We start from the raw sequence: 13182 nt of genomic DNA, 5'->3' as shown, positions 1-13182 counted from the left end.
ATGCAGTTAAAACGATCTTTGATACGTATGACGGTGATTGCTTTACTAGGGGTATCCTCGCTGGTTGCGGCCGATTTTGATTGGATGATGAATCTCAATCTTCGATCCGATTCCGATCCTGTCCGATACCGCTCCGATTTGTTGTCGCGTTTTAGAATGCCCGAAGCGCAACTGGGTGTTATTTTAAAAAGCGTCGGAGCACCGGCGGACGCATATATGGTGCTGCGCTTGGCAGAACTTAGCGGCAGATCGCCCGACTACGTGTTGCAAGAGTATCACAAGCATCACAAACAAGGCTGGGGAGCTATGGCGCAAAGTCTCGGTATTAAACCGGGGTCTTCCGAATTTAAAGCGCTTAAAGGCGGCCACGATATGCGTTTTGACGATGACGACGATTACGGTAAAAAATCCAAAGATAAAGAGCACGGAAAAAAAGGGCATTAAAGTAGCGTATAATTCAGAGCGATGCGAAACGTCGTGTCGCTCGTGAGCCATCGCTCTTCAAGCGGACAGGGGAAGCTTTTATAAAAGGCTTCTTCCGTCGCTTTATAGAAAATTTTCTTTCCTTCGATAATGGTCAGTGAGAGCAACTCTCCCGTAGGCGAAATCGTAAATTCGACGATAACGTTTCCTTCAATATGACTTTTTTGCGCAATTTTCGGATAAATTTTATGCTCGTTGATGCGTGCCACCACGCGTTTGATGTACGCTTGCATCGCATCATTTTTTCCTTTCGGCGGAGAAGATACGGCTGTTTCGTTTTGGATTGATTCTTTTTGCGGTACTTCTTTGAGGTCGTTTTTTGCGACTGTTTCGTCGATAGAGGGTTCTTTTGGTAACGGAATCGCCGTTGGTTGCTTGATTTTGGGCGTTGTCGCTTTGGCAATTGTTTTTGGTTTTGGAACGTCCTGTTTTATAGGTTCTGGAGGCGTCGGAGCGACGCTGGGCGCTTCTTGTTTTGGGGGCGTTTTTTGAATAAAGACGCTTATATACGTCGTTTCTGACACAGGAGCGCTCAGTGGTTGGAGGGTGCGCTGATACAGTAAAACATAACCGATACACGTATAAATGAGCAGAGTGATACTCAAAGCATTTAAATAGCGTTTCATCGTTTTGTCACAATTCCTATATGGTCAAACCCATGCTCTTTGAGACGATCCATCAAAAAAACAAACGGTTCGAAAAGACTTTGTTTATCAGCGTTAATCAGCACGTTTGTTTGCGACGGGTAGGATGCTAAACGCGCATCGATTTGCGTCGTATCGACGGGTTGATCGTCAAAAAAATAACTCCCGTCTTTTTGTACGGTAATCACTAACTCTTTTTGCGGTTGTAGGGCATTGGATGAGGAGGCTTGCGCCAAATCGACGGGAATCATCCCTCTTGCGACAAAGGTCGCGGTGGTGAGGACGATGACCAATAAAACCAGCATAATATCGATAAACGGTACAACGTTAATCGACTCGAAACGGCGTAGCTTCATACGGTCTCTTTTTTCTGCTCGATGTCCCACGCCAAAAGAATCTTTTCGATTTTACGGATCAGATGGTTGTAAAAAAAGATGGCGGGGATGGCAACCACGAGTCCCATGGCGGTAGCTTTAAGCGCTAGGGCTAAGGAGCTCATAATCGTTTTGACGTCGATTTGTCCGCTTTGGCCCATGGCGTAAAACGTAATGATAATGCCGCATACCGTTCCTAAAAGCCCGATGTAAGGAGCGTTTGAGCCAAAGGTGGAGAGAATATGGATGTGATTGCTCACATCCATCTCTAGTTTTTCCTTACAAGCGTAATTTCTTACATGTAAAGTTCTAAAAAACAACAACCGTTCAATCCAAAAAAAGAGCGTTAAAAAGCTCATCACGCCCAAAAGCCCGATTACGCCGTAGTCGACCAAATGTTGCATGAGTTCGATAGATATCATTCAAAATCCTTCATAGCAATCTTGAGCGCGTGCTCAAACGACATGATTTCTCCGCCGTTTTTAGTGCGGAACGCTTGGGCATCCTCTTCTTTGGCAAAAGCATATTGACTGGTTTCGCTCATCGTTCCTTTGACGCGGCTTCCTACCACGTAAAAGGCATTGTGCGCGTCAATAAACGAAAGTGTGCTCACATCGACGACGTGAATATTTTGAAGCGGTAGCTTCTTAATCATCAAATCTTCGGTAAGGCAGTGCAAGGAGCAGTACTGTCTGACGTTTCCCTCCAAGGTGGCACTGTGGTTGGTTTTGAAGTGTTTGTCCAAAGGCATTCCGCAAACCACGCCCTCGTTACTTCCTTGAAGCAAGAGCGCTTTGTCTTTGGGTACGCTGGCAAAGAGCGTTTTGGCAGCGCCGTTGTGCGCATGTCCGCCTTGTTTAATACCGTACGTCGCAAACGCGTAAGAACGGTAGAGATTGAGTCCCAAATAGAAAAAAATCAAAAGCGACGCAAACGCGAACGCGGCAATACGAGCGGCACGCGATGCGTTAAAGAAACTGACGCGTTTTGCCATAATGAGAAGTGCCCATAAAACGGCGACATAGTTTAAAATACCGAAGATTTTTAACCATGCATCTTTTTTGGTTGCGAGCGGCTTGACGGCTTCGAAAGGCAGATGAAATCCTTGGATGAAACCGTTAAGAATAGTGCTGTAATGGTGTACAAAGAAAAATTCGTAGGTATGCGACAATCCGCCGATGATAAAGATAGGAATAAACGCATAACACAACGTATCAAAAGCAGATGAAAATCTTACATGTAAGATTTTTGACGCCACGAAAATACCGCCTGCGGCAAAGCCTAGGGTGCTTATAAGCGCCGATATCAACGCACTCATGCCGATGTAATCGATACCTTCGATACCGACGGTATTTTGAAGCCATTTGCCCGCGCGCACCCAAAAATAAGCATCGCTAATCGCGACTTGGGAAAGTGCGTGATGAAAACTCATCGTAATCGTAATGGCGGCAGTAATCAGTAAAATCGCCCAGACTTCGGCACGGGACGTTTGAAATTTTTTAAAAAGAGACGAAGAAGGCTTTTGAAGTTTAAAATGAACCGATTCGCACGTCTGCGCACAATCCATACACAACGTACAATCACTCATCGATGCTTTGGCGGTGAAGCTAAAAGGCTTGAGATTGTACGAACACGCCTTGGTGCAATCAAACGTTTTGCACGATTGACAGCTTTGCGCATAAGTGCCAAGCCACGTAAACGAGATTTTTGAAAACGTGCGTGTCATGGTTCCGATAGGACAAATGTATTTACAGTAACTCATCTCTTTGAAGATAAAAAAGAAACTCAACGCCAAAACGCTCAGAACCGTAAAAAAGAGGGCACTGCTCAATGGCGTCTTGTAGGCGCTGGGATAGATATAATAAACGCTCCACCATCCCAAAAAAAGAAGCAATACGCCGATAAGCGGCTTTTTAAGCCATTTGGGCGGTGTTTTTTTAAGACCGATTTTTGTGAGGTATTTACCCACAAACGCATGCGGGCAGATACCGCAAAAGAGTCTGCCGAACGTCGAAAGCGTCACGACCATAAAAAGCGGCCAAAACAACGACCAAAAGAGCGTCGTCGTGAAGGTGTTTTGCGCTTTGTCCGGTTGGACATAGCCTAAAAAAATCGCATAGACGAACAATGCGAGAACGACGATACGAAGAGCTTTCAAAAAATACGTGTTTTTAAAGAAAAATGCCGTGGTCTTATAGGAAAAAAGGTCGTCGGCATCTCTTTTTTGTTGCGTCACCATCATTCGTCCTTAAAATTTATAGCGATAGCTGACCATAAAGTTTCGAGGTGCGGCCGCTTTATAGCTTTCTACGCCGTAAACGCTCTTTTCGGCTTGCATCGCGTAATGTTTATCGAAGATATTGTTGACGTTGAGTTGAATCAAATGTGCTTTTTTCTCATACCCGAACATCACGTCGGTCACGAAATCGTAACCTTCGTATTTGTCGCTGTTGGCACTATCGAGGTAATAGCTTCCCCACGATTTGGTTTGAATACGCGTTTTAAAGCCGTTTTCCATTTTGTAGTTGGCTTCCAAACCGTATTGGTGTTTGGGGATGTAGGGTAAATAATTGCCGTCTCGATTGACAAACGTTGCGCCCACTTTTTCTTGGAAACTCACGTATTTAAAATCGCTGTAGGCATAAGAGAGACCAAAACTAAGCGCCGTGTTGACGTGATACATTCCTAAAAACTCAAAACCGCGTTTTTGGGTCTGTCCCGCATTGTCGTAGATGGTATTGCCGCCCGCATCTTTAATTTGAATAATCTCGTCTTTCACGTCGTTTTGGTAAAGCGCAACGTCGTAACTAAACTGTTCCGTTCGTGTTTTCAAACCGATTTCATAGTTGACGCTTTGCGTTTTATCCAGTCCCTCGTTATCGCCAAGTTCACTGGTCGTCGGTGCTTGATTGGCAAACGCGATAGAACTGTAAATATTGGTCGTATCGGTGAGCGCATACGTCACACCGAGTTTGGAGGACATCAGCGTGTAGCTTTTATTAATAGCATAGTCGCCTGCACCTGTTTTATAGCTTGATGTTGAATAATCAAAATACGATATTTCATTGCCGCTAATATCAAATCCTAGTCGATCGACACGGCTACTAATGTCTACGGTAGTACGATCGAATGGACTAAATGTTTCCATGGCATAGATACCGTATAACGTTGCAAGACTGTCTTCGACATTGGCTAAACTACCTTCCCTATTGGAAAGTGTTTGAACGACTTGCGTGACGGGTCTACCGTAGAGGATTACATTTTGTGTGACGATATCGGCGTATTGGTATTTTTTGGCATCGTCGCTTCGATCTTGTTTGGCGGTCACACCGAAAACCAAGGTGGCATTCTTATTGAAGAGTTGATGGGCGTAATCGGCTTCCAAATCTGTACCGTAGACGTAGTTCTCGTCAGCATCGTTGATAATACCGGTGACGGGATGAAAATGTTCCCAGCGATTGACGTAAAAGCGAGGTTTATACGTTAAATCTCCGACTTCCTTTTGGTACTGGGTATTGAGCGAGAGAATTTTGGAATTACGCGCGGTGTATTGCCACGGACTTGAAGTATCGTGTTGTTCGCCCGTTTTCTTAAAGGCTTCAAATTCGTTTTTGGTCATGGAAGCGGGAAGCTGTAAGTTGGATTCGGTATAGGCGATTTCACCCTGCAAAGTTGAATCGTCGTCGAAAATATGACCGTATTTGAGGCTGATTTGCGTTGAGTCGAATTCGTTGTTATCGCGCCAGTGATTGTCTTTTGACTGTCTGGAAAAATTCATCGACACAAAATCGTTATCGTCGATTTTTTCACGCAATTTGAGATTGAGATTGCGTTGCCCCTCGTTTCCTACGCCGATTTTGATGCTATTATCGTCTTCTTCGAAAACAGACTTGGTAATGAGCTGAATAACGCCGCCCGTGGCGTTAACGGCACTGATAGAACCGGGACCTTTTTGTACCTCGATGCTTTGAACGTCTTGCATGTCGATATAATCAAAGCGCGTGAACGAATCGGGGTCGGTCATCGGAACGCCGTCTTTGATGACCATAATCTCTCGTACGCCGTAATTTGCTTTAAGTCCCGCACCTCGGATAATAAGTCTTGGACTTGGAGAGTTACTGGAGCTTTCTACGTTGACACCGGGGATGTTTTCCAATGCACTGCTCACATCAAGGACGTTTTTATCTTCAATGGTCTGAGCGTTAACGACGGCAATGGATTGGGAAACCTCTTTCGTTTCGGTTTCAACTTTGGTGGCGGTGACACTCACGGTGTCAAGCTGAAGTGTTTCAGCGTGGGCGAGAAGAGGCAAAAGCGTGAGGGACGCGTAAAGGCGTTTCTTATCAATCATGCATATTCCTTGTAGTAGTCTGAAGATAAATTGTCACACACCAGTGTTAAATATGTGTTAAGCAAAACGGACTTTACGAGATAATGCGATTGGATTTCAAAAAATAGAAACAATCGGCTATAATTACACGAAAAACACTAAAGGATATTTTGATGCAAACCTATGCATGCGGACACATCAATCCCGATTCCGATTCGATCGTATCGGCGATTTCACTCTCATACCTTAAAACAGAACTCGGCGAAGCTTGTACGCCGGCACGCCAAGGCGAAATCAGCCCCGAGACGGAGTTTATTTTAAAAACGTTCGGACTTGAAAAACCTCTTTTAAAGAACGATTTTTCAGGCGACAACCTTTACATTACCGACTATTCCGATCTTGCGCAAGCACCGCACAATCTCAAAGAGACGAATATTTTAGGCATTGTCGATCATCATAAACTCGGCGACATTACGACTTCAACGCCGCTTGAGTGTTGGATTCGCCCGGTGGGTTGTACGAATACGATCGTCAAAGAGATGTTCGATCATTATAAAATCGACATCCCGAAAAATATTGCGGGTGCTATGATGCTGGCAATTTTGAGCGATACGGTTTTGTTTAAGTCGCCCACATGTACCAAAGCGGACACCAAAGCAGTAAAAGAGTTGGCGCATATTGCGGGCGTGGAAGATTTCAAAAAACTTGGAATGGAGATGTTTTTAGTCAAATCCGCGGTCAAAGGGGCAAGTCCTCGTACGCTCTTATTGCGTGATTTTAAAGATTTTGATATGGGCGGTCATAAAATCGGCATCGGTCAACTTGAAGTCGTGGATTTAACCGTATTCGACGAGATGAAAGAGGCACTTTTTGCCGATATGAAAACCTATAAAGAAGAGGGCCATCGCCATACCGTAATGCTCCTTTTAACCGATATCATGATCGAAGGCTCTCAATTTTTAGTTGTCAGCGACGACGAAAACAAAATCGAAAACGCGTTTAACACCAAACTTGTGAACCACGAAATGTGGGTTGAGGGCGTTTTAAGTCGTAAAAAACAGGTCATTCCCGTCATGGAAAAACAGTTTTAAAAGCGTACTTTGTGAAAAAGTCGTTTTGGAAAAAAAAATACCTGATTGAACACCCCCATGAAGTGCTTGGCTATTTGCAGAGCACTTCGACTCCATATAAAAAAAATATCGATCAATTTTATTGCGACACGTATGCGACATTCGGTGTTTTAGGCGTACGTTATGACGACGAAGCGACGCTTGCGGTATTGAGCGAAGACGCCGCTTTGCATATCCTGCGCGACGTCACGAACGATCGGCGCTATAAAAACCGCTTTGTGAAGCTTTTCGGCTTTCCCGAGGAGTATGATTTTGACGAACAGACGGTTTTTACCAAATGCGATAGATTGGCGGACGTTTCGATTGACTTTACGTTTATGGGCGGCATGAGTGCCCAAAAAGTGTTTAAAGTGCTTCTTTACCATGAGACTTTACGTTTAAAACATGCGGTGCAAGCTTTGCTCGAGGATGAAGGCGACGCGCTTAGAAAAACCTATCGGCAACTTAAACGTATCGCGATGCTACTTAAAATTTCCCGCTTTTTATTCGATACGGCGATGATCGATCGTTTGCAAAACGCCTTGGGTGTTTTGACATGTAAAGAGCGTACGGCACTGTTAGATCGTATGCAAAGCTCTGCTTATCAAGCTTTTTTATGGGATATACAGACACTTTTAACGGAAAAAAGCGACTTTTTTCTCCAAAAAAAAGGCAATCAACCTTTACTCTTTTTCATCAAAAAAATGGTCAAAAAAGAGCCCAATGCACTGGTAAAACGCCTCAAAAAAGCGATACGCTAAGGCTATCTAAAACTTCATTCGCTACAATATTCTTTTTATGTTCGCCTTAAGAGGATTCATTTTTGGAAAATACCGACACTAAACAGCAAAAAATCGTTCAAATGTTCGATGAGATCGCAGGTACGTACGACAGGGCAAACCGTGTTTTAAGCATGGGGATCGATATTCAGTGGCGCAAAAAAGCGTGCAACGAAACGTTTAAACGCTATAACAAACCTATCGAACTTATCGTCGACGTCGCATGCGGAACGGGCGATATGATGGGCTATTGGTCAAAACAAGCGACTAAAGCAGACCGTAAGATCGGCAAAATCGTGGGCGTCGATCCTTCTGTGGGGATGAGTGACGTCGGGAAGCAAAAGTTTCCGGAATTCGAGTTTTTTATCTCCGAAGCGACGGCATTACCTTTGACGAGCGAAAGCGCGGATATTGTAAGCATCAGTTACGGCATTCGCAACGTGATGAAACGTCAAGAAGCTTTTAGAGAGTTCGCGAGAGTGCTCAAACAAGGCGGCTACGTTGTGATTTTGGAGTTTACGAAAGACGATAAAAAAGGCTTGTTTTTTACGATTAAAGATTTTTACCTCACGAAAATTTTGCCGATTTTAGGCGGACTTATCTCCAAAAATAAAGCGGCGTACGAATACCTTCCTAACTCCATCGAAGGTTTTTTAACCGCAAGCATGCTCCAAAAAGAGCTGGACGATGCGGGATTTGAAACCGAATTTTGCAAAAGTTTTTCGATGGATATTTCGACTTTGGTTATTGCTCGAAAACGATGAGTCAAACGCAAAGCGTCTCAAGCCTCAACAACCAGATCAAGTCGCTTTTAGAAGCGACGTTCTTACATGTCAGTGTCGAGGGCGAAATTTCAAGGGCAACGTACCACAGCTCGGGGCATCTTTACTTTACGCTTAAAGACGCCGATTCCGCGATTGCCTGCGTGATGTTCAAAGGCAACGCCAAAGCCCTCAAATTTCAGCTCGAAGAGGGTATGGCGGTGATCGTTCACGGCGCATTATCGGTTTTTTCTCCCAGAGGAACGTACCAAATCAATTGCCTTAGCATGGAGCCCGCCGGTAGCGGTGCGCTTGCCAAAGCATACGAACAACTCAAAGCAAAACTTTCCGCCAAAGGCTATTTTGATGCGGAGCGAAAAAAGAGGCTTCCCAAATTCGTCGAACATGTCGCATTAGTAACGTCGGCGACGGGAGCTGCACTCCAAGATATGCTCAAAGTCGCTCAAAAACGCTGGCCGCTTGTAAAGATAACGCTTTTGGATACCTTGGTGCAAGGCGAAAATGCCAAGTTTAGCATTGCGGAGAATATCGCCAAGGCCGATCGCTTAAACGTAGACGTGATTATCATCGCGCGCGGCGGCGGTAGTATCGAAGATTTGTGGGCGTTTAACGAAGAGATCGTCGCCGATGCTATCTTTACATGTCAAACGCCGATCGTCTCCGCGGTCGGGCATGAAATCGACTATGTAATTAGCGATTTTGTAGCGGACGTTCGCGCTCCCACGCCTTCTGCGGCGATGGAGATGTTGCTTCCCGATCAAATCGAAATGCTCCAACGCTTAGACGACACGGCGCAACACTACGAACGTTTGGTCGAACGTTTATTGCATACGAAAGTTCTTGCGTTAACGCGGCTTCAAGAGTTGTTTCATCAACACTCTATCGATCGTAAAATGGCATTATGGAAAAGCGAGATCGCTTTATTGCAAGGGCAATTAAACGAACGTTTCGAACGTTTATTGCGCGAAAAAGCGTATGCGCGTCAAGGTCTACTCGAACGCCTTGTCTTTCAAACGCGCCAAAATTTGAGCACGCACGAACAACGTCTTTTGACGTATCGCAATGCGTTGAGCGCAAAAGAGCCCAAACGAGAGCAAAAAGAGTGTTATGCGCAAATCGTCCGAAAGGGTAAAAAAGTAGCACTCGAAACCATCGAAATCGACGAAGTATTTGAACTTCAAACCCCCTCGACAATCCTTCTAGCCCAAGCTTTAAGCAAACGACCTTTAGACCTGTAACCTTCTTTGCGATCGGCAAGCAGATCGGTACCTTTTTTATAACGCAAGACGTAACGATAGTAGGTTACAATGCGGTCGTATATCGTTTGATTCTTTTCTTACCATAATAATAAAAATTTAAATATTTTTTGCCTATGATAGGCAAATTTTTACGATGTAAAGGTTTGATGTTTGACAGGTTATTTATCTTCCATAAAAAGGATTGCTATGAATCGTTTTGGGGCATTGGGTATCATCAGTAGTGTTGTCGCATTTTTCTTCTTAACGGGATGTACGCCGGCGGTGTCGACGCAACAGTTACAAGCGGGGGCAAATCAAAAAGAGACGGTCGCTAAAACCATCGAACAGATGGAAAAAGATACCTCGGCACAAAGCGAAATGTGGCATTGGTTGAACTTGGGACGCTTGTACCAAAGCAATAAACAATATGAAAAATCGATCGAAGCTTTCGGTAAAGCAGAGGCGATTTTAGACGAGTACGAAGCGCGCGCGGAAGTAAGCATGCGAAACGTCGGAGCAGGTATGGGATCGTTATTGTTCTCTAAAGGTGCGGAAACGTACTACGGCAAAGGGTACGAGCGAACGCTGATGCATACGTTAAACGGGCTTAACTATGCGATGCTAGGCAATTTTGAGGGTGCGACGGTTGAAATGCGTAAAATGGAAAAACGTCAAGAATTCTGGCTCAAAGAGTCCGAAGAAAAACTCTCCGAAACGCAAAAAAAGAAAGAAGAGGTTAAGGGCAATCCCAATACCGATCAAATTCCCGCAGGCTATTCAATGGGCGAAATGTTACAAGACCCCGACGTGAGAGCGATGGCAAACAACTATCAAGATGCTTTTTCGTATGCTCTAAGTGCCGTCGTCAGTCGCATCTCCAACGACACGCAATACTCTGAAATCAGCCAAAAAAGAGCGGTAGCACTCTCTCCGGAAGCGTCTATAGTGTTTGCACCTTCCAAACAAAAAGCAACACCCGATACGGTAGATGTTTACGTCGTAACGTTTACGGGACAAGCGCCGGTGCAAAGTATCGACAAGATTCGCTTTCCTCTACCGAGTTTAAATTATTATACGGTACTGGATCTTCCTTCGCTCAAACACCCCAAAGACGATATTTCTTACGTCAATATCTATTCGCCGTTGATGGGCGAGAGTGCTTCTCCTAGACTTTTAAAAACGGACAAAATGGCGTATAAAACGCTCAAAGACGAGCTTCCTTTGGAAATTATGAAATCGGTCGTTCGTGCGACGACCAAAGGCGTTGTCGCTAAACAAGCGTCCGATCACGGCGGTTTGCTCGGCGGTTTGGCGGCGTCGATTTTGATGGACGTTACGTCAAGCGCGATGGAGCAAAGTTATCGAAACTGGGAGATGCTTCCTAACTCCGGATACTTATCGAAAGTTTCAGCGAAAAAAGGCGATACTGTCATCGTGAAATTGGGAGGTCAAGAGTTTGGCGTTCAAGTCCCTCAGGAGACAAAACGCGGCTCTTTGATTCTTGTTTCGTATCTTTCTAGTCAAAACGTGGAGGTCGATCATGTTGAATATTAAATCGTTGGCTTTGAGTGCGATCGCTCTTTTAATGCTCGGCGGATGCGCCAATCAAAATTCGCAAATGCAACGCGATGCCGTGATGGAACGCAATAAAGCACTTAGCGTCGATAAAGTCAATTACGTTGACGATATGGACGTACTCGTAAGCGATATTAAGTTGTTTAAAGAGAACGGTTTTTTGAAATTGATGGCAGAGTTTATCAATGCGGATAACGGTGAAAAACGCGATTTCGTGTACCAAGTCGAATGGTACGATCAGTACGGTCAACTCAAAGAGACGACCAGCTGGAGACCGAAAACCGTCATCGGAAATCAAAAGATTAAAGTGGTAGAAGCTGCTACAATACCTTCTATCGTTGATTATAAATTAATTATTTCAACCAAAAAATAAGGAGTACGCCTATGGGTTCTATTTCAAAAATTATCGGTAGCGCGGCGGTAGCCGCATTATTATTTTCCGGATGTGCCACGACCGGAGGAGCAGGAAAAGTAGACGGCGGCGATAGCAACGTTGCGTACGGCGATGCCAAAGCGGTTGAAACGGTCACGGCAGATTTCGGTTCGACCGATCTTCAAGCAACGGCCGAAATGATGGCGCAATCGCTTTTGGAAGTTCGCTACATCGCGAAAGCGCAACAACCTCCGAAAGTACGTTTGATGGAAGTCAAAAACCAAAGTTACGAGCATATCGATACGCGTGCGATTACCGAAAAAATTCGATCGAAACTTCTTAAATCCGGTTCGGTTCGCTTTGTTGCGGACAGCGCGAACTTAGGACAAGTCAACGAGGCACGAGATTTCTTAGAGACTTCGACGAAGAAAAAGAACGTCAAAGCAATGACGGATTTTGATTATGTGATTACGGGAACCGTTCGCTCGATTAAAAAAGCCAACGCCAACGTCCAAGACAATTACTACAGTATTATGTTGCAGTTGGTTGACCCTCAAAGCAGCGAGATTTTGTGGGAAGACGAAAAAGAGATTCGTAAGGTTAGCAAAAAACCCTCTTTAGGTTGGTAACGTATGAAACGATTTAGCCTAAAAATAGTGGTAGCTCTTTTGCTGGCGGAATGCTTAGCGTGTGCTCAGGTGGTTCCGTTTGACAAAAGCGTCGTGGTAATGCCTTTGCGCTATACGTATCAAGTGACGCGCGAGTTTTACGACGAATACGCAAGAGCCGAGTCGTCGCTCAAAGGTTATGCTCATGAAAAAGGCTCCGCTTCCTACGATGCAAATTATCGCGAGGGCTATTACAGCGGAAGCGCAAGTGCCCAATCCAAAGGGAGTTTTGACGGCAAATACGATCTTAAGTCCAAAGACGAGAGCGAATTTCACGCGAGCACCGATAAAGTGATCGTCGAGAAGAGTTTCGACTCGGAAAAATTGACCGGTATGATTGAATCGGCTTTGAGCGAAGGCGGTGTGAAACTGGGCATGCGCAATCCCGAATATATGAGTGCCAAAACATCGGAAGAAGCGGCTAAAAAGGCGATTGCTAAACGCGCGGGAGATTATGTCTTAACCGGCGATATTGTGAAAATGCAATTGAACGGTATTCGTAAAGTTCCCGACGGTACGCATCGACGCTATGCAATTAACGCTACATGTAAGATCAATATCAAGATTACGCGTGCAAGCGACGGAACGTCGGTATTCGCTCGAACCTTTACGGGCAAAGGATCCAAAACGTTTGATGCACGAGATTACATTCCTGCCGATGAAGTCGTCGATATGGCGGTCGAAGAGGTTGCAATGCAGATTACGGCGGCCGTTTTAGGCAAACGTATCCCCAATCCGAGCGAATCGGATGCGGAATACCAAGACTCTCCGGGCAAGCGTCTGGTAGAGTAATAGCACGGGGCGACGGCGAAAAACAGATCGTCGTC

At 44.9% G+C, this 13182-nt stretch carries 14 protein-coding genes; 9 read left to right on the top strand and 5 right to left on the bottom strand.

Annotated elements, in window-relative coordinates:
- A complete protein-coding gene (locus UCH003_RS12335) occupies positions 1 to 444 on the top strand; it encodes a hypothetical protein (RefSeq protein WP_041963550.1) in 444 nt (147 codons plus the stop codon).
- Here UCH003_RS12335 and UCH003_RS12330 read toward each other — a convergent pair.
- Genes UCH003_RS12330 through UCH003_RS12310 form a run of 5 tightly spaced genes read right to left on the bottom strand, consistent with a single transcriptional unit; the run spans position 441 to position 5852 of the window.
- On the bottom strand, positions 441 to 1109 hold the full coding sequence (locus UCH003_RS12330; RefSeq protein ID WP_041963551.1) for an energy transducer TonB: 669 nt from the start codon (positions 1107 to 1109) through the stop codon (positions 441 to 443). The two genes, UCH003_RS12335 and UCH003_RS12330, sit on opposite strands and share 4 nt — an antisense overlap.
- Positions 1106 to 1483 carry an ExbD/TolR family protein gene (locus UCH003_RS12325; RefSeq protein WP_041963552.1) on the bottom strand — a complete coding sequence of 126 codons (378 nt, stop codon included), beginning with the start codon at positions 1481 to 1483 and terminating at the stop codon, positions 1106 to 1108. The genes UCH003_RS12330 and UCH003_RS12325 overlap by 4 nt, the downstream gene beginning before the upstream one ends.
- Positions 1480 to 1923 (bottom strand): TonB-system energizer ExbB, encoded by a 444-nt coding sequence (exbB, locus tag UCH003_RS12320; protein ID WP_041963553.1) that lies wholly within the window; start codon positions 1921 to 1923, stop codon positions 1480 to 1482. Before exbB ends, UCH003_RS12325 begins: the two co-directional genes overlap by 4 nt.
- Positions 1920 to 3740: a nitrous oxide reductase accessory protein NosL gene (locus UCH003_RS12315; RefSeq protein WP_082709205.1), complete on the bottom strand. Its 1821-nt coding sequence runs from the start codon at positions 3738 to 3740 to the stop codon at positions 1920 to 1922. Before UCH003_RS12315 ends, exbB begins: the two co-directional genes overlap by 4 nt.
- Positions 3741 to 3749: 9 nt before the next feature.
- Positions 3750 to 5852: a TonB-dependent receptor gene (locus UCH003_RS12310; RefSeq protein WP_060826732.1), complete on the bottom strand. Its 2103-nt coding sequence runs from the start codon at positions 5850 to 5852 to the stop codon at positions 3750 to 3752.
- Positions 5853 to 6004: 152 nt separating this feature from the next.
- On the opposite strand from UCH003_RS12310, the gene UCH003_RS12305 reads away from it, so the two are divergent.
- From UCH003_RS12305 to UCH003_RS12270, 8 genes are all read left to right on the top strand, one after another.
- Positions 6005 to 6922, top strand: a complete 918-nt coding sequence (locus tag UCH003_RS12305) for a manganese-dependent inorganic pyrophosphatase (protein ID WP_060826731.1) — start codon at positions 6005 to 6007, stop codon at positions 6920 to 6922.
- An 11-nt stretch (positions 6923 to 6933) separates the two neighbouring features.
- The gene (locus UCH003_RS12300; RefSeq protein ID WP_060826730.1) at positions 6934 to 7701 is read left to right on the top strand and encodes a hypothetical protein; all 768 of its coding nucleotides are present in this window, start codon (positions 6934 to 6936) and stop codon (positions 7699 to 7701) included.
- A 62-nt stretch (positions 7702 to 7763) separates the two neighbouring features.
- Positions 7764 to 8483: a bifunctional demethylmenaquinone methyltransferase/2-methoxy-6-polyprenyl-1,4-benzoquinol methylase UbiE gene (gene ubiE, locus UCH003_RS12295; protein WP_082709204.1), complete on the top strand. Its 720-nt coding sequence runs from the start codon at positions 7764 to 7766 to the stop codon at positions 8481 to 8483.
- Positions 8480 to 9739, top strand: a complete 1260-nt coding sequence (xseA, locus tag UCH003_RS12290) for an exodeoxyribonuclease VII large subunit (RefSeq protein WP_060826729.1) — start codon at positions 8480 to 8482, stop codon at positions 9737 to 9739. Before ubiE ends, xseA begins: the two co-directional genes overlap by 4 nt.
- Positions 9740 to 9946: 207 nt before the next feature.
- The gene (locus UCH003_RS12285; protein WP_060826728.1) at positions 9947 to 11293 is read left to right on the top strand and encodes a COG3014 family protein; all 1347 of its coding nucleotides are present in this window, start codon (positions 9947 to 9949) and stop codon (positions 11291 to 11293) included.
- A complete protein-coding gene (locus tag UCH003_RS12280; protein ID WP_039672036.1) occupies positions 11280 to 11687 on the top strand; it encodes a DUF1425 domain-containing protein in 408 nt (135 codons plus the stop codon). The genes UCH003_RS12285 and UCH003_RS12280 overlap by 14 nt, the downstream gene beginning before the upstream one ends.
- 11 nt (positions 11688 to 11698) lie before the next feature.
- Entirely contained in the window at positions 11699 to 12316 is a 618-nt protein-coding gene (locus UCH003_RS12275; protein WP_039672037.1) for a penicillin-binding protein activator LpoB, read from the top strand.
- Positions 12317 to 12319: 3 nt separating this feature from the next.
- Positions 12320 to 13147: a hypothetical protein gene (locus UCH003_RS12270; protein ID WP_060826727.1), complete on the top strand. Its 828-nt coding sequence runs from the start codon at positions 12320 to 12322 to the stop codon at positions 13145 to 13147.
- The last annotated feature ends 35 nt before the right edge of the window (positions 13148 to 13182 follow it).

Origin of the sequence: Sulfurospirillum cavolei, from assembly GCF_001548055.1 — a bacterium.
Taxonomy (GTDB): domain Bacteria; phylum Campylobacterota; class Campylobacteria; order Campylobacterales; family Sulfurospirillaceae; genus Sulfurospirillum.
The sequence above is the reverse complement of the archived record's forward strand: the minus strand, read 5'-3'. Positions and strand labels throughout refer to the sequence as shown.

What these genes read in the sequence shown, in the direction of transcription:
- UCH003_RS12285 (WP_060826728.1), top strand. Translation starts at nt 9,947, where the DNA reads ATGAATCGTTTTGGGGCATTGGGTATCATCAGTAGTGTTGTCGCATTT.
- exbB (WP_041963553.1), bottom strand. Translation starts at nt 1,923, where the DNA reads ATGATATCTATCGAACTCATGCAACATTTGGTCGACTACGGCGTAATC.
- UCH003_RS12280 (WP_039672036.1), top strand. Translation starts at nt 11,280, where the DNA reads ATGTTGAATATTAAATCGTTGGCTTTGAGTGCGATCGCTCTTTTAATG.
- UCH003_RS12310 (WP_060826732.1), bottom strand. Translation starts at nt 5,852, where the DNA reads ATGATTGATAAGAAACGCCTTTACGCGTCCCTCACGCTTTTGCCTCTT.
- UCH003_RS12275 (WP_039672037.1), top strand. Translation starts at nt 11,699, where the DNA reads ATGGGTTCTATTTCAAAAATTATCGGTAGCGCGGCGGTAGCCGCATTA.
- UCH003_RS12305 (WP_060826731.1), top strand. Translation starts at nt 6,005, where the DNA reads ATGCAAACCTATGCATGCGGACACATCAATCCCGATTCCGATTCGATC.
- UCH003_RS12325 (WP_041963552.1), bottom strand. Translation starts at nt 1,483, where the DNA reads ATGAAGCTACGCCGTTTCGAGTCGATTAACGTTGTACCGTTTATCGAT.
- xseA (WP_060826729.1), top strand. Translation starts at nt 8,480, where the DNA reads ATGAGTCAAACGCAAAGCGTCTCAAGCCTCAACAACCAGATCAAGTCG.
- UCH003_RS12330 (WP_041963551.1), bottom strand. Translation starts at nt 1,109, where the DNA reads ATGAAACGCTATTTAAATGCTTTGAGTATCACTCTGCTCATTTATACG.
- UCH003_RS12270 (WP_060826727.1), top strand. Translation starts at nt 12,320, where the DNA reads ATGAAACGATTTAGCCTAAAAATAGTGGTAGCTCTTTTGCTGGCGGAA.
- UCH003_RS12315 (WP_082709205.1), bottom strand. Translation starts at nt 3,740, where the DNA reads ATGGTGACGCAACAAAAAAGAGATGCCGACGACCTTTTTTCCTATAAG.
- UCH003_RS12335 (WP_041963550.1), top strand. Translation starts at nt 1, where the DNA reads ATGCAGTTAAAACGATCTTTGATACGTATGACGGTGATTGCTTTACTA.